Here is an 18,150-nt window from a genome sequence, read left to right as displayed (position 1 = left end):
CGCGGACCCTCGGGACGTCCCGAGGGTCCGCGCCCGGCACACGCGTAGGCGCGACCCAGCCAGCAGGGGGCGGCGCGCACTCAGCCCTTGACCGCGCCGCCGAGCCCGGCGCCCTGCAGGAACAGGCGCTGGAAGACGAGGAACAGCGCGACGGGGATGATCGTGGAGATCGCGAGCGACGCGAGGAACACCCCGAGGTCGGTGGTGGCCTCGATCGACGGCAGGCGCACGGACAGCGGCTGGATCGCCGGGTCCTTGAGCACGAGCAGCGGCCAGAGGAAGTCCTTCCACGCCGCGATGACCGCGAACACGGAGACGACGCCGAGGATCGGCTTCGACATGGGCAGCACGACGGACCAGAAGAGCCGGTACGGGCCGGCGCCGTCGACGCGCGCGGCCTCGAACACCTCGCGCGGGAGGCTGTCGAAGAAGCGCTGCACGAGCAGCACGTTGAAGGCGCTCGCGCCCGCGGGGAGCCACACCGCCCAGAAGCTGTCGACGAGCGAGCGGCCGAGGAGCGGCGGGTCGAGGATCGTCAGGTAGAGCGGGACGAGCAGCACGACCGCCGGGACGAACATGGTGGACAGCACGAGCGCCTGCACGACCTTGCCGTACCGGGGACGCAGGACGGACAGCGCGTACCCGCCGGTGGTCGCGACGACGATCTGCGCGCACCACGACCCGAGCGCGAGCCAGATCGTGTTGAGGAAGTACCGGCTGATCTGGACGTCGTTCCACGCCTGGTCGAGGTTGTCCCACGCGATGCCGTTCGGGAAGACGGCCATGGGGGTGCGCAGGATGTCCTGCGTCGGGGTGACGGCGAACTTCGCGAGGAGCAGCATCGGGCCGAGGCCGGCGACGACGAGCACGACGAGGAGCAGGACGTGGGTCGACCCCATACCCCAGCGGACGCCGGGGCGGCGCCAGTCGGCCTCGGAGAGCGCACCCCGGTCCGCATCGCGCCCGCGGCGCCGGTCCCGGCGCCCGCGACCGCCGCCGGGCCCACCGCCGGGTCCACCGCCGGCTCCGCCCCGGCCGGGTCGTCCGCGGCGGGCGGGCCGTGCGGCGTCGGGCCCCGCGCCGGTGGCCGTGGCACCGGCGGAGTCCGCGGCGTCGGCGGCGACGACGCCGATCTCGCTCGGGTTGTCGGTGGGCGAGAGGGTCATGTCGTGCTCCAGGACCGGGTGAGCCGGAAGTAGATCAGCGAGAAGACGGCGAGGACGGCGGCGAGCATGAGCGACAGCGCGGTCGCGGCGCCGTAGTCGCCGCCGAGGCTGTTCTGGAACGCGTAGCGGTAGATGAGCAGCAGCACCGTGACGGTGGCGTTGTTGGGCCCGCCGCCGGTGAACAGGTAGGGCTCGAGGAACACCTGCGCGGTGCCGATGACCTGCAGGATGAGGGTGATGAACAGGACGCCGCGCAGCTGCGGCAGGGTGACGTGCCAGATCTTGCGCCACAGCCCGGCGCCGTCGACCTCCGAGGCGTCGTACAGCTCGGGGGGCACGCTCGTCAGCGCGGCGAGGTAGATGATGATCGTCCCGCCCGCCCCGGCCCACGTGGCCGCGAGCACGAGCGACGGCATCGCCCACGACGCGTCCTGGAGCCAGGGGTAGGGCCCGAGGCCCACCCAGCCGAGGATCGTGTTGAACACGCCCGTGGGGCTCGCGTTGTAGAAGAACTTCCACAGCAGCACCGCGACGACGGGCGGCACGACGACCGGCAGGTACGCGAGCGCGGAGTACAGCCCCTTGCCGCGCCGCACCTCCCGCATGAGGACGGCGGCGACGAGCGGGATCGGGTACCCGAACAGCAGGGCGAGGAACGCGAAGTACAGCGTGTTCTTCACGGCCTTCCACAGGATCGGGTCGGCGAGCACCTGGCGGAAGTTGTCGAGGCCGACGAACGTCGGCTCGCTCACCAGGTTGGTCTCCTGGACGCTCATGATCACCGCGCGCACGATCGGGAACCACGAGAAGAGCCCGAAGATCACGAGGAGCGGCAGGAGGAACACGAGCGTGCTGAGCCCGCCGCCGCGGACCCACGTGCCCGGCGAGCGACGGCGCGGGGCCGGGTCGGGGGTGCGCGCGTGCGCGGGTCCCGGCGGTGCGGAGGTGGCGGTCACGAGACGTCCTTCGGGGTGCGGTGGGGGTGCCCGACGACGGGAGGTGCGTCCCGTCGTCGGGCACCCCCACGGCGAGGGGACGGCCCGGCCGGCAGGGGGCGCCGCCGGCCGGGCCGGGTCGTCAGCCCTGGTCGAGCAGGGCCTGGGCCTGCGCGTTCGCGTCCTCGAGGAGCGCGTCCACGTCGGCGTTCTCGTCCGTGAGGACCGCCTGGACCACGGGGTCGAGCAGGGCGTAGATCTCCTGCGTCTTCTGCGACGGCTCGCCGACGAGCGGCAGGTCGAACATCGAGTCCGTGTAGCTCGTCATGTGGTCGAGCGGCACGTTGACGTAGTCGGCGATCCACTCCTGGTTCTGCTCGTACTGCTCCTGGGAGAACATCGGCAGGACGGGCGTGCCGACGGGCTGGTCGTTGGCGACGAGCGTCTCGGCGTCGGCGACGGCACGGTCCTCGTCGACGAGCTTGGCGAGGTAGAAGAAGTCGATCCACTTGATCGCGGCCGCCTTCTTCGCGTCGTCGACGGAGGCGGGCATCGCGGCGAGCGTGCCGCCCGTGAGGACGCCCGCGTCGTCGCCCTCGAGCGGGAGCGCGGCGAGCCCGTACATGTCGGGGTCGATCGCGTTGGTCTGCACGAGCGCCGTGTAGACGTCGGAGCCCGACGTGTACATCGCGACCTGCCCGGCGGCGAACGCCTGGTTCATCGTGCCCCAGTCGAGCAGGAAGTTGCTGCCGAGGGAGTTGTCCTCCCACCGCATGTCCTGCAGCCACTCCAGCGCGGCCTTCGTGCCGTCGTTCGTCAGGGTGGAGGTGGCGGCGCCGTCGTCGGCGACCTCCTGGGTGCGGCCGCCGCGCGCGAACGTGTTGACGGTGAGCTGCCAGCCGCCCGTGTTGTTCTGCGACATCTGCATGTACCCGGCGACGCCCGGGTTGGCGTCGGCGATGGCCTTCGCGTCCTCGCGGACCTCGTCCCACGTGGTCGGCGGGTCGTCCGGGTCGAGGCCGGCCGACTCGAAGAGGTCGCGGTTGTAGTGCAGGCCCACGCCGTAGACGTTCTTCGCCGGGATCGCGTACACGTGCCCGTCGGAGCCCGTGCCGGCCTCGATGATCGCCGGGTTGAAGCTGTCGGCGTACTCGAGCTCGCGGAACTGGGCGTCGAGGTCGGCGAGCTGCCCGTTCTCGACGAGGGTCTTCGCGTCCGTGAACGGGATCTCGAAGACGTCGGGCAGGGTGCCGCCGGCGAGCTGGGCGGCGAACGTCGTCGCCTTCCACTCGTACTCCTCCGGCACCACGTCGATGTCCGGGTTGGCTGCCTCGAACTCCTCGACCTGCGCGTTGAACGCGTCGATCGCCTCCTGCTCGGAGCCCGGGAGGAGGGAGACCACCGTGAGGGTGACCTTCCCGTCGGCGCCGGTGCTGCTGCCGCCGTCCTCGTCGCCGTCGCCCGAGCCGTTGCTCGAGCACGCCGCGAGCGTGCTGATCGCGAGCGCCCCCGCGAGGGTGAGGGCGATCGCCTGACGTGTGGACTTCATCGTCACTCCTGTGTCCGGTGCTGCGTGGGTGTGCTGGGTGCGTGGTGCTGGGTGAGTGCTGGGTGAGGGCTGGGACGGTCGGGCTCAGGTCCGGAGCCAGACCGCGGTGTCGGCCGCCAGCCGGGCGGGGGCGTCGTCGCCCCCACGGGGCTCGCTGGAGAGGAGGACGGTCGCGGCGCCGGGCAGCGGCACGTCCTCCGGACCGAGGTTGACGACGCACGCGACGTCGCCCCGCGTGAAGGCGAGCACGTCGTCGCCGAGCGCGACCCCGTCGAGGGAGTCGAGCCAGCGGAACGTCCCGCCGTGCAGCGCGGGCTCGGACCGGCGGGTCGCGAGCACGCGGCGGTACAGGGTGAGCATCGACGCGTCGTCGTGCTCCTGGGCCTCGACCGAGGCCGCACCCCAGCCGGCGGGCTGGGGCAGCCAGGGCGCGGCGCCGCCGTCGGGACCGAACCCGAACGTCGTGCCGCCGCGCGTCCAGGGCAGCGGCACGCGGCAGCCGTCGCGGCCGGGGTCGACGCCGCCCGAGCGGAAGTGCATGGGGTCCTGGATCGCGTCCCGGGGCAGGTCCTCGACCTCGGGCAGGCCGAGCTCGTCGCCCTGGTACACGTACAACGACCCCGGCAGCGCGGCCGCGAGCAGCGCGGCCGCCCGTGCCCGACGACGCCCGGTCGCCAGGTCCGTCGGCGTGCCGAACCGCTTGGCGAGGAACGCGAACGAGCTGTCCTCGCGCCCGTAGCGCGTGACCGGCCGGGTGACGTCGTGGTTGGACAGCACCCACGTCGCGGGGGCGCCGACGGGCGCGTGGGCGTCGAGCGTGGTCTGGATCGACTCGCGCAGGGCCTTCGCGTCCCAGGGGCGCGCCATGAAGTCGAAGTTGAACGCGGTGTGCATCTCGTCGGGGCGCAGGTACTTCGCGAAGCGTGCGCGGTCCGCGAGCCACACCTCGCCGACGAGGACGCGCGGCTCGGCGTACGAGTCGGCGACGGCGCGCCAGGCCCGGTAGACGTCGTGCAGCTCGTCGCGGTCGACGTGCGGGTGCTCGCCGGGGCCCGGGTGCGCGGGGACGACGTCGGGCAGCGTGGGGTCCTTGACGAGCTGCGCCGCCGAGTCGATGCGGATGCCGGCGGCGCCGCGGTCGAACCAGAACCGCAGGATCTCCTCGTGCTCGCGGCGCACGTCGGGGTGGTTCCAGTTGAGGTCGGGCTGCTCGGGCGCGAACACGTGCAGGTACCACTCGCCGGGCGTCCCGTCGGGGTTCGTCGTGCGGGTCCAGGTGGAGCCCTGGAACTCCGAGACCCAGTGCGTCGGGATCTGCGACCCGTCCTCCCCCTTGCCGGGGTGGAACCAGAAGCGCTCGCGCTCGGGCGAGCCCGGGCCGGCGGCGAGCGCGGCCCGGAACCAGGCGTGGTCGGACGACACGTGGTTGGGGACGACGTCGACGATCGTGCGGATCCCGAGGGCGCGAGCCTCGGCGATGAGCGCCTCCGCCTCGGCGAGCGTGCCGAACTGGGGGTCGATCGCCCGGTAGTCCGCGACGTCGTACCCGCCGTCGGCGAGGGGCGAGACGTACCAGGGGGTGAACCAGATCGCGTCGACGCCGAGGTCGCGCAGGTAGGGCAGGCGGGAGCGCACGCCCGCGAGGTCGCCCGTGCCGTCGCCGTCGCCGTCCGCGAAGCTGCGCACGTACACCTGGTAGATCACCGCGCTGCGCCACCAGTGCGCGTCGGGCCGAGCGTCGTCCACCGGGACCTCTTCCTCGTGGTTCCGCTCGCCGCATCTCCGCGGGAACGTCGGGTGTGTCACGAGTGACAGTAACTAGACGACAGGGTGAGCGCAAGAACCCGACAGCAGCGTTATCGAAATGCGATCACAGCGCGACACGTCCCGGCGGTCGCCCCACGAGGGCACGCCGTCGCCGAGCAGGGGTCCGCGTGGGGAGACGACGACGACCCGCGCCGGAGGCGCGGGTCGCGACGAGGTGGACGGGGTGTGGAGAGGTGGAGGACGAGGAAGATCAGCGGGCGGGAACGTCCCGGCCGGTCGACGGGGCCGCGGCGGTCGAGCTGCGCACCACGAGCTCGGGCTCGAACAGCAGCTCGTCGCGCGACACGTCGGCGCCGGCGATCATGCTCGCCAGCAGGTCCACCGCGGCACGACCCATCGGCTCGATCGGCTGGCGCACGGTCGTCAGCGCGGGGTCCGTCGAGTTCATGAGGTTGGAGTCGTCGTACCCGACGACGGACACGTCGGTCGGCACCTCGCGACCGGCGCGGCGCACGGCCCGCACGGCACCGAGGGCGAGCGGGTCGCTCGCGCACACGAGCGCCGTCGCACCGGCCTCGAGCAGCCGGTTCGCCGCGGCCTGGCCGCTCTCCAGCGAGTACTGGCTGTGCGCGACGAGCGCCGGGTCGAGCCGTACGCCGTTGCGCTCGGCGAACGCGTGCGCCGCCGCGAGCTTGCGCTCCGACGGGACGTGGTCCGCGGGCCCGAGCAGCAGGCCCACACGCTCGTGCCCCAGGGACAGCACGTGGCCCAGGGCCTGGTTCATCGCGACGAGGTCGTCGCACGACACGCGCGGGAAGTCGAGGTCCTCGATCGACGCGTTCATGAGCACCACCGGCAGGCCGAGCTGCTCCAGGCGGCGGAAGTGCGCGTGGTCCGCGCGACGCTCCGCGTAGAAGCCGCCCGCGAAGATCACGCCGGACACCTGCTGCCCGAGCAGGAGGTCGATGTACTCCGACTCCGTCACCCCGCCCGCCGTGCGCGTGCACAGCACCGGCGTGAAGCCCTGCTGCGCCAGCGCCCCGCCGATCACCTCGGCGAACGCGGGGAAGATCGGGTTGACGAGCTCCGGCAGCACGAGCCCCACGAGCCGGCCGCGCTCCCCGCGCAGCTTCGTCGGCCGCTCGTACCCCAGCACGTCGAGCGCGGTGAGCACCGCGTCCCGCGTGGCCTGCGAGACCCCCGGCTTCCCGTTGAGCACGCGGCTCACGGTGGCCTCGCTGACTCCGACCTTCTGGGCAACCTCGGCGAGCCGTCTCGACATGCGCTCGACTATACGCCGCGACGCAAACGGCTTGCGTGAGCGCCCGCGTCCCGACGACGGCTTGCGTCGGCGCGTGAACGGGTTCGGTGCCCGTCCGGCACCGGCGCTAGGGTCGTTCGGTGTCCTCCCACAACCCTCCCGGTCTGGTCCCGGCGCCCGTCGAGGCAGCCGCCGCCCCGGGCACGACGCGTCTCCCCGACCGAGCGACCCTGCGGACCGCGCCGGAGCTGCGCCCCGCCGCGCGCTGGTGGCGCCGCGTGACCGAGGACGCCTTCGGGATCGACCTCTCCCCCGCGGAGGCGCCCGGCGCGACGGTCGAGTTCCTGGTCGACGCCGCGCTCCCCCCGTCCGGCTACCGGCTCGCCGTGGACGCGGCGGGGGTGCGTGTCGGCGCCGCCGACCTGGCCGGTGCCCACGCCGCCGCGCAGACGCTGCGCCAGCTCGCGGGCCCGGCGGCGTTCCGTCGCGCGCCTGCCGGGCCGGGCGCGGGGGCCGCCGTCGTGGAGCTGCCGCACGTCGAGATCACCGACCACCCGCGCTTCGGGTGGCGCGGCGTCCTGCTCGACGTGGCCCGCCACTTCCTCCCCAAGGCCGACGTGCTGCGGTTCGTCGACCTCGCGGCGATGCACAAGCTCAACGTGCTCCAGCTCCACCTCACCGACGACCAGGGCTGGCGCATGGAGGTCCTGCGCTACCCCCGCCTCACGGAGGTCGGTGCGTGGCGGCGCGAGTCCAGCGTCGGGACGTGGCGCGCCGGCGTGTTCGACGGCCGCCCGCACGGCGGCTTCTACACCCAGGACGACCTGCGGGAGATCGTCGCCTACGCGCGCGAGCGCGGCGTCACCGTCGTGCCCGAGATCGACGCGCCGGGGCACGTCGAGGCGGCCGTCGCCGCCTACCCGCACCTCGGGACGCGCAAGCGGCCGCACGAGGTCCGCACCACGTGGGGCGTGAGCACCGAGGTGCTCGACCCGTCCGAGGAGTCCCTGGAGTTCTTCCGCGGCGTGCTCGACGAGGTGCTCGACGTCTTCGACGCGCCGTTCGTCGCGCTCGGCGGCGACGAGGTGCCGACGACCCTGTGGCGCGAGAGCCCGCAGATCGTGGCGCGCGCGGCCGAGCTCGGCCTCGACGACGTCGCGGACCTGCACGGCTGGTTCCTCGCACGCCTCGCGGAGCACGTCGCGTCGCGCGGCCGGCGCGCCGTCGTGTGGGACGAGGCGTTCGGCCCGGCGCTCCCGCGCGACGCGGTCGTGACGTCGTGGCGCGGCTGGGCTGTCGGCGCGGACGCCCTGGCCGCGGGTCACGACGTCGTCATGGCGCCCGAGCAGGTCGTCTACCTCGACCACCGCGAGGGCGACGGCCCGGACGAGCCCGTCCCGGTGGGCTTCCACCGCACGCTCGAGGACGTCTACGCGTTCGAGCCGCTGCCCGCGGAGCTGACGCCGGCGCCCGGCGGAGGCTCGCTCCTCGGCGGCCAGGCGGAGGTGTGGAGCGAGCACCTCGACTCGGTGCGCCGCGTCGACTTCACCGCGTTCCCCCGCCTCGCCGCGTTCGCCGAGGTGATGTGGTCCCCGGAGGCCGACCGCGCCGTCGGCTCGGACGCCTCGCGGGCGTTCCGCGAGCGCCTCGTCGCCCACCACCTGCCGCGCCTGGACGCGTACGGGGTGGAGTACCGCCCCCTCGCCGGGCCGCATCCGTGGCAGACGCGACCCGGCGTGCAGGGCTGGCCGCGCGACCTCGCGGCGGAGCTCGCCGCGGGGGGCCTGCGGGGCGTGGGCGGCTGGGTCGAGGGCGGGGACCACGACGCCCAGCCGTGACCCGTCCCGCCCGGGGGGGCGGGTCGGCTCAGCCGTAGAGCAGGTCGTCGGCCGTCGCGTCCTGCCACCCCGGGACGTCGAGCGCGCCGGGCGCGTCCCACTCGCCCGCGAGCACGCGGGCGAGGGCGTCCCGGCGGCCGAGGAGCCGTTCGAGGGGCGTCGCGTCGGACTCGCCGGGCTGCAGGCCGCGCTGCGGGGTCTCGGCGAGGCGACCTGGTGCGACGTGGTCGACGGCACGCAGGAGCGCGAGCCCGGTGCGCACGGGCCGGACGGCGTCGACGTCGGTGACGTGGAGCAGGACGCCCTCGCACGCCTCGCCGGCCCAGTCGCGCACGAGCGGCGTGAAGCCGTACGGGACGGCGCGCACGCCGGGCAGGCCGGCGCCGTTCACGGCGTCGGCGAGCGCCGCGCCGTCGAGCCACGGCGCCCCGACGACGCGGAACGGCACCGCGGTGCTGCGTCCCTCGGCGAGGTTGACCCCCTCGGCGAGGCACGTGCCGGGGTAGAGGAGCGCGGTCGTGGTGCTGGGCATGTTCGGTGAGGGCGGCACCCACGGCCAGGTGGGGTCGCCGGCGGCGACGACGTCGCGGGTCCAGCCATCGGCGGCGACGACGCGCAGGTCGACGTCGATGCCCCGCGTGCGCACCCAGTGCCGGGCGAGCTCGCCGATGGTCAGGCCGTGCCGCAGGGGCATGGCCCAGCGGCCGACGAGCGAGTGGCAGGCCTCGTCGAGGACGGGACCCTCGACGTCGGCCGCCCGCCCGCCGAGCGGGTTGGGGCGGTCGAGCACGACGACCGCGACGCCGTGCTCGGCGCAGGCCTCGAGGACGTGGCTGAGGGTCCACACGTAGGTGTAGAAGCGCGCGCCGACGTCCTGCAGGTCGACGACGACGGCGTCGAGGCCGTGGAGGTCGTCGGCGTCGGGGCGCACGTGGTCGCCGTAGAGGCTGACGACGGGCAGACCGCTCGCGGGCTCGACGCCGGTCGCGACGTGCTCGCCCTCGCGGGCTCGCCCGCTGAGGCCGTGCTCGGGGCTGAGGTAGCGCACGACGGGTACGCCGGCGCGGCGGAGCGCGACGCGCGAGACCTCGAGGTCGACGGTCGTCGCGAGGTCGTGCGTGAGCAGGCCGAGCCGGCCGTGCCGGAGGAGGTCGTCGGCCTCGGTCGCGGTACCGGCGACCAGGCGGTCGATGCCGAATCTCATGGGGGTGGGCGCTCCTCGTCCTCGGGCGGCGGGGCGAGGACGCGTGCGCGGCACCTCGCTGTTACCGACGTGTAAAAGTTTGCCTTAACCGTAGCGGTACGTGTAGAAATTTGTCAGCATCGACGTCGCCGACGACCCGACCCCCGGAGAACCAGTGCAGCCTCCCGCGCCGCTCCCCCGTACGGAGAGCAGGAACCCCCGATCCTCGGGGCTCGACACGCGAACCACCCTCGACATCCTGCAGACGCTCAACGACGCGGACGCCGAGGTCGCCGCCGCGGTCCGCCCCACCCTCCCCGCCCTCGCCCGGCTCGTCGACCTCGCGGTCGACGCGCTCGACCGCGGCGGGAAGGTCGTGTACTTCGGCGCCGGCACGTCGGGCCGGCTCGCGGTGCTCGACGCCGCCGAGCTCGTCCCGACCTTCGCGCTGGAGCCCGGCCGGGTCGAGGCGCGCATCGCCGGCGGGCCGCGCGCCGTCCGCGACGCCGTCGAGGGCGCGGAGGACAGCGAGGCCGAGGGCGCGCGCGACGCCGCCGACGTCACCGCGGACGACGTGGCCGTCGGCATCGCCGCGTCCGGGGGGACGCCCTACGTCCGCGGGGCGCTCGTCGCCGCGCGCCGCGCCGGGGCCGTCACGGGCCTCGTCACCAGCGCACCCGACGCTCCGCTCGCCGCGCTCGCCGACGTCGTCGTCGCGCCCGACACGGGGCCCGAGGTCCTCGCCGGCTCGACGCGGCTCAAGGCCGGGACGGCCGCGAAGCTCGTCCTCAACGGCTTCTCGACGGCCCTCATGGTCCGCCGCGGCCGCGTGTACGACAACCTCATGGTCGCGCTCGTCGCGACCAACGAGAAGCTGCGCCGCCGCTCGGCACGCATCCTCACCGCGCTCACCGGGCTCGACGACGCCGCCGCCGCCGAGGCGCTGCGCTCCGCCGACGGCGACCTCAAGACCGCGCTCGTCGCCACCCTCACCGGGTGCGACCCCGCCGAGGCGCGTGCCCGCCTCCTGAGCACCGACCAGCACGTGCGCGCCGCGCTCGTGCCCGCCGCACCGACCCCCCACCCGCACCCGGCCGACGCGACGACGCGACGCGCCTGACCCGTGCCCCTCCCGAAAGGACGACCCATGAGAAAGCACCTCCCCCTGGCCGCCGCGACCCTCGCCACGGCGTTCGCCGTCGCGGCGTGCGCGCCCGGAGGCGACGCCGGATCCACCGGCGGCGACGACGGGGACGTCACCCTGACGATCTGGTCGTGGCAGGCGCAGAACTCCGGCGACTGGCAGCGGATCTTCGACGTCTACGAGGAGGCGCACCCGGGCGTCACCGTCGAGTTCGAGGGCTTCCAGCCGACCGAGTACAACCAGATCCTGTCGACCGGCCTGGCCGGGCGCGACGGCCCCGACCTCGCGATGCTCCGCGCCTACGGCGGCGCGCAGGCCGCGATCGACGCCGGCCAGCTCGTGCCGATCGACGACACGGTGGACGGTCTCGACCAGTTCGAGCCGACGATCCTCCAGGCCGCCCAGGGCAAGGCCGACGGCAAGACGTACGGCGTCCCGTTCGCCTACCAGACCATGACGATGTACTACGACACGGCGGTGTTCGAGGAGCTCGGCCTCTCCGAGCCCACCACGTGGGACGAGTTCGTCGAGGTCCAGGAGACGCTGCTCGCCGCCGACATCACGCCGATGGCGCTCGGTGCCCGCGAGGACTGGGTGCTGCCGATGTTCCACGACCTCGTGGGCGCGGCGCGCTACGGCGGCTCCGACTTCGCCGCCGCCGTGCAGGACGGCAGCAAGGACTTCACCGACGCCGACTACGTCGCGTCGCTCCAGATCGTCGAGGACATGAAGAAGTACCTCGACAAGGACGTCAACGCCGTCGCCGTCGCGGACGCGACCCTCCAGTTCACGTCCGGGCAGGCCGCCCAGTGGCCGGGCGGGTCGTTCGACCTCAAGACCTTCCGCGAGACCGCGCCCGACCTCGAGCTCGGCGTCTACCAGGTGCCCCCGGCACCCGGCTCGCCGGTCGAGGAGGCCGTGACGCCGTCGTACGCCGACGGCAGCTTCGGCATCAACGCCGCGAGCGAGCACCCGGAGGAGGCCGCCGAGCTGCTCAGCTGGATGACGACGCCCGAGTTCGGCCAGCTCGTCGCCGACGAGGTCCTGCAGTTCTCGCCCCTGGAGGGCGTGACGTACGAGGACGAGCTCATGCAGGAGATGAACGACGCGTACGCCGCGAACCCCGTCCCCTACCTGCTCCTCGTCGACTTCCGCTACGGCGACCCGACGGGCACCGCGGTGCTCGGCCCGGACATCCAGGCCATGTGGCTCGGCCAGAAGACGCCCGAGCAGCTCGGCTCCGACCTCCAGGACGGCGTCTCCACCTGGTTCACGCCCGGCTCCTGAGCCGGACCTCTCACCTCGCGCCGGGCGGCCCGCGGGCCGCCCGGCGCCCCGACCCGGAGGGAGCCGAGATGGCCGTCATGGTCCCCAGCCCTCGCCGACGACGCACCGCGAGCAACACCGGCATCCAGCTCGGCCTCGCCCCGTCGCTCGCCTTCATCGCCCCCGCGGCCGTGCTCTTCGCGGTGCTCATCCTCTACCCGATGGGCGCGGCCCTCAGCTACTCGTTCTTCGGGTGGCAGGGCACCGCCCGCGGGGAGTTCGCGGGCGTGCAGAACTACGTCACGCTCCTCACGACCGAGCCCTACGCGTCGGAGCTGTGGCGCGGGTTCTCGCACAACCTCCTGCTGTTCGTCGGCGCGTTCGTCTTCCAGAACTCGCTCGGCCTCGGCATCGCGCTGCTCCTGCACCGCCGCGGGCGCACCAAGCGCCTGTTCCAGACGCTGTACGCGCTGCCGTACCTCGTCAGCCCGATGGTCATCGGCTACCTGTGGTCGCTCATGCTCTCGCCGCTGTTCGGCCCGGTGAACGCGATCCTGCGCGGCGTCGGCCTGGAGAGCCTGGCCCTGCCGTGGTTGGGCGACCCCGACCTCGCGCTGTGGGTCGTGGTGCTCGTGACCGCGTGGCAGTGGCTCGGCTTCCCGATCCTCCTGTACGGCGCGGCGATCGGCGGCATCCCCGCCGAGCTCGACGAGGCCGCCGCGCTCGACGGCGCGACCGGGTTCTCGCGCGTGCGGCACATCACCCTGCCGCTCCTGGTCCCGTCGATCGGCATCGTCACCGTGCTGACGTTCATCGGCGCCATGGAGTCGATGGCCATCCCGTTCGCGCTCGGCGGGTCGAGCGGCAGCCCCGCCGGGTCCACCGACGTCATGATGCTGCTCTTCTACCGGACCGCGTTCGAGTCCGGGAACCCCAACTCGATCGGGGTCTCGTCGGCGCTCGCGACCGTCCTGTTCCTGTTCATCCTCGGCATCTCGGTGGGGATCACCCGCGTGATGCGCCGTGCCGAGCGGAGGCTCTCATGACGGCACTCGACACCGCGGCACCGGCCCGCGAGACCTCCCCCGTCCCGACCGGCCCCGCGCGGCGGACCCGCACCGCCCGCCAGGGCGGGCACTGGCTCCCCCGCCTGCTGATCAACGTGTTCCTCTGGGGCTACGCGGCCGTCGCCATCGGCCCGCTGCTGCTCATGGTGAACAACTCGCTGCGCACCCAGCAGCAGATCGCGACCGAGCCGCTCGGCCTGCCCGTCCCCGTGTCCTTCACGTCGTTCCAGGAGGCGTGGGTCACGGCGTCGTTCGAGACGTACTTCGTCAACTCGATCGTCGTCACCGTGACCTCGGTCGCGCTGTCGACCTTCGTGTCCCTCCTCGCGGCGTACGCGTTCGCCCGCACGCGCGTGAAGGGGCTGCGGTCCGTCGAGTCCGTGTTCCTCGCCGGGCTCATGCTGCCCGTGCACCTCGCCGTGCTGCCGCTGTTCTTCATGCTCGACCAGCTGCACATGACGTCGAACATCGCGAGCCTCGTGCTCGTCTACACGGCGCTCGGCATCCCGTTCTCGACGTTCGTGCTCGCCGTCTTCTTCCGGCAGCTGCCCGTCGAGCTGGAGGAGGCCGCGCGGCTCGACGGCGCGGGCCCGTTCCGCGCGTTCTGGTCGGTCATGCTCCCGCTCGTCAAGCCGGCGCTGGCGACCGTGGTCGTGTTCCGCTTCGTGCCGGTGTGGAACGACTTCTTCTACCCGCTCATCCTCATGCGCGACCGCGACAGCTACACCCTCCCCGTGGGGCTCACGCGGTTCTTCGGGGAGTACTCGACGGACTGGCCGCAGCTCTTCGCCGGGCTGACGATCGCGACCCTCCCGCTCGTCCTCGTGTTCCTCGTCGCGACGCGCCAGATCATCTCCGGCCTGACGGCCGGCATGAGCAAGTGACGTCCGACGCCGCCCCTCTCCTGCCGCGGTCCGCCCCGGCCGGGGAGGGGTGGTCCGCGGCGTCCGCCTGGGTGCGTGCCGCGGACGGGACCACGCGGTGCGAGGAGGTGCGGGCGTCGTCGCGCCGGTTCGACCTCGCGTCGCTCACCAAGGCGTTCGTCGCGGTGACCGCGCTCACGGTGGTGGACGAGGGTCTGCTCGACCTCGACGCCCCCGTGCGCGAGCACCTCGACGTCGCGGCCGTGCGCGGCGACGTGACGGCGCGCCACCTGCTCACCCACACGGCCGGGCTGCGCGCCGTCTCCGACGCCTGGCGCACCGCCACGACCCCCTCCTCCGTGCTCGACGACGTCCTGGGCACCGCCCCCGTGGAGGCGCCCGGTACCGTCCACCGCTACTCCTGCCTCGGGTTCGTCGTCGCCGGGCTGCTCCTGGAGGAGGTCACCGGCACGCCGCTCGACCGGCTCGTCGCCGGACGCGTCGCCGGTCCGCTGGGCACCGCCGTCCGGTGGGCCCCGCTGCCCTCGGACGACGCCGTCCCCACCGAGCCGGGCACCCCGACCGGACGGGTGCACGACGAGCTCGCCGCCGCGCTCGCGCGACCCGTCGGCAACGCCGGGCTCTTCGGGACGGTCGACGACGTCGCCCGCCTCGCCCTCCTCGTGGCGCGCGAGGGCGCCGTCGAGGGGCGCCAGGTGCTCTCCCGCGACCGGTGGCGCGAGCTCGTCGAGCCCGACCCCGTCGCCCGTGCGGCCGGGGCGGGCTACGGGCAGGCGGTGGGCCTGCGGCGGGGCGACCCGCGCTCGTGCGTCCACGACGACCAGGTCGGGCACACGGGGTTCACGGGCACGTCGTTCGTCGTCGACCTGCGCTCCGGCGGCTGCGGCGTCCTCCTGACGGACCGGGTCCACGGGGGTCGGGACGGCACCGACGTGGACGACCGCCGACGCCGGGTCGCGGCGCTCGCCGCCGGCCCCGCCGGGGACGGGTCGGACGCGACCCGACGGGTACGATCGAGCTCAGGCAAGAGTCCGAACTAATCGCGGCCGCGCTGCGGGCGCGGCGACCTGGAGCACCCGTTGTCCTCGACCTCCGCACCGCTGCTGATCCGCGGGGCCCGCGTCCCCCTGCCCGACGGCGGGTTCTCGCCGCCGCAGGACGTGCAGGTGGTCGGGGGCCGGGTGGCGGCGGTCGGTCCGTCGGGTGCCGCGGTCCCGGCCGGCGTGCGGGTGCTGGACGCGGGCGGTCGTCTCGCCCTGCCGGGGTTCGTGGACGCGCACGTGCACGGCGAGGCGGCGGTGCTCGACGACGAGGTGCAGCTCGCGATGCTGCGCCAGGGCGTCACGGGGGTCGTGGTGGGCCAGGACGGGGTGTCGTTCGCGCCGTCCCCGGCCGACGCGCCGCACGACGCGTACCGGTGGGCGAGCGCGTACTTCGCGGCGATCAACGGCGAGCACCCGGCGTTCCGCGGCGGGTCGGTCGCGGACCTGCTCGCGACGTACGACGGCACGACGCGCGTCAACGTCGGGCACCTCGCGCCGCACGGCACGATCCGGTACGCGGTGCTGGGCCCGCAGGCGCGCGCCGCGACGCCCACGGAGGTCGACGCGATGGCGACGGTGCTGGCCGCCGCGCTCGACGACGGCGCGCTGGGGATGTCGACGGGGCTGGAGTACGTGCCCGCGGCCTACGCGGACGAGGCGGAGCTCGTCGCGCTCGCGCGCGTGGTCGCGGCCCGGGGGCTGCCGCACGTGTCGCACATGCGCGGCTACGAGGAGAAGGCCGGGCCGGCGTTCGCCGAGCTCGTGCGCGTCGCGCGCGCGTCGGGCGTCGCGACGCACGTCTCGCACTACCACGGGCCTACCGCGGAGCTCCTCGGGTACGTCGACGACGCCCTCGCCGCGGGCCTCGACGTGTCGTTCGACTCCTACCCCTACCTGCGCGGCTGCTCGATCCTGTCGATGGTGTCCCTGCCGACGTGGCTGCCGATCGCCGACCCCGACGCCACGCTGGCCGCCCTGCGCGACCCGGCCGTGCTCGACCGGCTGCACCGCGAGCACTTCCCCGCGCTCACCGACCTGTGGCCGCGCGTCACCATGGCCGCGGCCCCCACCGGGGGCCCGGACGGCGCGCCCGGGGAGGACCTGGCGTGGACGGAGGGCAGGACGCTGCCCGACGTCGCGGCGCGCCTCGGCCTGTCCCCCGCCGACACGGCGGTCCGCCTGCTCGTCGCGACGCGCCTGCGCGCGTCGTGCGTGTTCGCCCAGCCGCCGACCAACTCGCGGGAGTCGGTGCGCGCGCTGCTGCGCCACCGCGCGCACATGGGCGGCTCCGACGCGATCTACGCGCCCGTCGGCGGCGGCGGACGCCCGCACCCCCGTGGCTGGGGCGCCTTCGCGCGCTTCCTCGCGGAGCACGTGCGTACGCTCGGTGACTGGACGTGGCACGACGCCGTCCGGCACCTCGCGACCGCGCCCGCGCGCCGCTTCGGCCTCGCCGACCGCGGGACGCTGGTTCCCGGCGCGGTCGCCGACGTCGTGCTCGTCGACCCCGACCGCGTGCAGGACGAGGCGACGTACGAGTCCCCGCGCGTCCCGGCGTCGGGGATCGACGACGTGCTCGTCGCCGGCGTGCGCGTCCTCGCGGACGGCGCGCTGACCGACGCGACCCCGGGCCGTCCGCTGCGCCCCGCGCCGCGGACCGCCCCCGACCCGAGGAGGACCGCATGACCGACCCGACCCCCGAGCCCGGCGAGCTGCGCGCGTGGGCGGGCGACGTCGTCGGGCCCCGGACGAAGGGCCTGCGCCTCGACGCCCCCGCGACCGTCGCCGACGTCCTCGACCGCACGGACGGCGCCCCCCGGATCACGGACGACCTGTTCTCGTGGCCGCTGCTCACCCTCGACGACGACGCCCTGGACCACAACGTGTCCCTCATGGCGCGGCTGTGCGCGGAGCGCGGCGTGGAGCACGCCCCCCACGTGAAGACCGCGATGTCGCGCGGCCTGTACGCGCGTCAGGTCGCGGCGGGCGCCTGGGGTGCGACGGTCGCGACCCCGGGCCAGCTCCGCACGGTGCACGACTGGGGCGCCGAGCGCGTGTTCCTCGCGAACGAGCTCGTGGACCCGCGCGAGCTCGCGTGGCTGCGCGGCGCGCTGGAGTCCTCCGCGTCCTTCGAGGCGTGGCTGTACGTCGACTCGACGCGCGGCGTCGACCTCGTGGTCCGCGCGTTCGCGGACGCGCCCGCCGAGGTCCGGTCCCGTCTCGGCGTCCTCGTCGAGGTCGGCGTGCCGGGCGGGCGGACGGGGGTGCGCACCGAGGTCGAGGCGCTCGACCTGGCGCGCGCGGTCGACGCGTCGGGCCTGCGCCTGCTCGGCGCGGCCGGCTACGAGGGGTCGGCGGCGGGCGGCACGAGCGCCGCCGAGCTCGACACCGTCGCCGCCTGGTGCCGCCACCTGCGCCACGTCGGGGCCGCGTTCGTGCGCGCCGGGGTCGCCGGGGTCCGCGAGCCCCTCGTGCTCTCCGCGGGCGGCAGCTCGTTCCTCGACCTGGTGCTCGCCGAGCTCCCCGGGCCGCTGACCCCCGAGGAGACCGGCGGCGCCGACGTCGACCCGCAGGTGCGCGTCGTCGTGCGCTCCGGCGCGTACCTCACCCACGACCACGGGTTCTGCGCCCGCATGGACCCGTGGGACCGGGTGCCGGGCGGTGCGCCCATGCACGCCGCGGCGACCGTCTGGGGGCAGGTGCTGTCGGTCCCGGAGCCGGGACTGGTGATCTGCGGCGTCGGGCGGCGCGACGTGTCGTTCGACATCGACCTGCCCGTCGCGCTCGCGCTGCGGACCCTGGGGGACGACGGCGCGCTGCGGCCCCCGCGCGAGCTCGCCGGGGCGCAGGTGACCGCGCTCAACGACCAGCACCTCTACCTCACGCTCGACCCCTCCCCCGACTCCCCGGCGACGGCGCAGGTCCGGCCGGGCGACGTCGTCGGGTTCGGCATCTCCCACCCCTGCACGACGCTCGACCGGTGGCACGTCGCCGCCGTCGTGCGCGGCGACGAGGTCGTGGACCTCGTCACGACCGACTTCTGACCC

General features: G+C 74.4%; 14 protein-coding genes. 8 read left to right on the top strand and 6 right to left on the bottom strand.

Going from position 1 to position 18,150, the window contains the following annotated elements:
- Positions 1 to 80: 80 nt before the first annotated feature.
- The 5 genes from LGQ04_RS11325 to LGQ04_RS11305 all read right to left on the bottom strand — a co-directional run bounded on the left by LGQ04_RS11325 (position 81) and on the right by LGQ04_RS11305 (position 6,699).
- A complete protein-coding gene (locus tag LGQ04_RS11325) occupies positions 81 to 1,166 on the bottom strand; it encodes a carbohydrate ABC transporter permease (RefSeq protein WP_229243809.1) in 1,086 nt (361 codons plus the stop codon).
- A complete protein-coding gene (locus LGQ04_RS11320) occupies positions 1,163 to 2,122 on the bottom strand; it encodes a carbohydrate ABC transporter permease (RefSeq protein ID WP_229243808.1) in 960 nt (319 codons plus the stop codon). Before LGQ04_RS11320 ends, LGQ04_RS11325 begins: the two co-directional genes overlap by 4 nt.
- A 121-nt stretch (positions 2,123 to 2,243) precedes the next feature.
- Complete coding sequence (locus LGQ04_RS11315; protein ID WP_229243807.1) at positions 2,244 to 3,650, bottom strand: ABC transporter substrate-binding protein; 1,407 nt, start codon at positions 3,648 to 3,650, stop codon at positions 2,244 to 2,246.
- 84 nt (positions 3,651 to 3,734) lie between these two features.
- Positions 3,735 to 5,396, bottom strand: a complete 1,662-nt coding sequence (locus tag LGQ04_RS11310) for a glycoside hydrolase family 13 protein (RefSeq protein ID WP_229243806.1) — start codon at positions 5,394 to 5,396, stop codon at positions 3,735 to 3,737.
- Between the two features lie 271 nt (positions 5,397 to 5,667).
- The gene (locus tag LGQ04_RS11305) at positions 5,668 to 6,699 is read right to left on the bottom strand and encodes a LacI family DNA-binding transcriptional regulator (RefSeq protein ID WP_229243805.1); all 1,032 of its coding nucleotides are present in this window, start codon (positions 6,697 to 6,699) and stop codon (positions 5,668 to 5,670) included.
- Between the two features lie 119 nt (positions 6,700 to 6,818).
- Between LGQ04_RS11305 and LGQ04_RS11300 the strand changes: the two genes are divergently transcribed.
- Complete coding sequence (locus LGQ04_RS11300) at positions 6,819 to 8,516, top strand: beta-N-acetylhexosaminidase (RefSeq protein WP_229243804.1); 1,698 nt, start codon at positions 6,819 to 6,821, stop codon at positions 8,514 to 8,516.
- 28 nt (positions 8,517 to 8,544) lie between these two features.
- Here LGQ04_RS11300 and LGQ04_RS11295 read toward each other — a convergent pair whose 3' ends face one another.
- Complete coding sequence (locus LGQ04_RS11295) at positions 8,545 to 9,720, bottom strand: exo-beta-N-acetylmuramidase NamZ family protein (RefSeq protein ID WP_229243803.1); 1,176 nt, start codon at positions 9,718 to 9,720, stop codon at positions 8,545 to 8,547.
- Between the two features lie 154 nt (positions 9,721 to 9,874).
- On the opposite strand from LGQ04_RS11295, the gene LGQ04_RS11290 reads away from it, so the two are divergent.
- The 7 genes from LGQ04_RS11290 to LGQ04_RS11260 all read left to right on the top strand — a co-directional run bounded on the left by LGQ04_RS11290 (position 9,875) and on the right by LGQ04_RS11260 (position 18,147).
- Positions 9,875 to 10,819: an N-acetylmuramic acid 6-phosphate etherase gene (locus LGQ04_RS11290; RefSeq protein WP_229243802.1), complete on the top strand. Its 945-nt coding sequence runs from the start codon at positions 9,875 to 9,877 to the stop codon at positions 10,817 to 10,819.
- A gap of 27 nt (positions 10,820 to 10,846) precedes the next feature.
- Positions 10,847 to 12,130 (top strand): ABC transporter substrate-binding protein, encoded by a 1,284-nt coding sequence (locus LGQ04_RS11285; protein WP_229243801.1) that lies wholly within the window; start codon positions 10,847 to 10,849, stop codon positions 12,128 to 12,130.
- 77 nt (positions 12,131 to 12,207) lie between these two features.
- On the top strand, positions 12,208 to 13,155 hold the full coding sequence (locus LGQ04_RS11280) for a carbohydrate ABC transporter permease (RefSeq protein WP_229243800.1): 948 nt from the start codon (positions 12,208 to 12,210) through the stop codon (positions 13,153 to 13,155).
- On the top strand, positions 13,152 to 14,060 hold the full coding sequence (locus LGQ04_RS11275; protein WP_229243799.1) for a carbohydrate ABC transporter permease: 909 nt from the start codon (positions 13,152 to 13,154) through the stop codon (positions 14,058 to 14,060). The genes LGQ04_RS11280 and LGQ04_RS11275 overlap by 4 nt, the downstream gene beginning before the upstream one ends.
- Positions 14,057 to 15,100 carry a serine hydrolase domain-containing protein gene (locus LGQ04_RS11270; protein ID WP_229243798.1) on the top strand — a complete coding sequence of 348 codons (1,044 nt, stop codon included), beginning with the start codon at positions 14,057 to 14,059 and terminating at the stop codon, positions 15,098 to 15,100. Before LGQ04_RS11275 ends, LGQ04_RS11270 begins: the two co-directional genes overlap by 4 nt.
- A 39-nt stretch (positions 15,101 to 15,139) precedes the next feature.
- Entirely contained in the window at positions 15,140 to 16,789 is a 1,650-nt protein-coding gene (locus LGQ04_RS11265; RefSeq protein ID WP_229243797.1) for an N-acyl-D-amino-acid deacylase family protein, read from the top strand.
- Positions 16,786 to 18,147: an alanine racemase gene (locus LGQ04_RS11260; RefSeq protein WP_229243796.1), complete on the top strand. Its 1,362-nt coding sequence runs from the start codon at positions 16,786 to 16,788 to the stop codon at positions 18,145 to 18,147. The genes LGQ04_RS11265 and LGQ04_RS11260 overlap by 4 nt, the downstream gene beginning before the upstream one ends.
- Positions 18,148 to 18,150: the final 3 nt, after the last annotated feature.

Source organism: Cellulosimicrobium marinum (genome assembly GCF_020551945.1).
GTDB classification, from domain to species: domain Bacteria; phylum Actinomycetota; class Actinomycetes; order Actinomycetales; family Cellulomonadaceae; genus Cellulosimicrobium; species Cellulosimicrobium marinum.
This window is presented reverse-complemented; position numbering and strand designations above follow the sequence as displayed.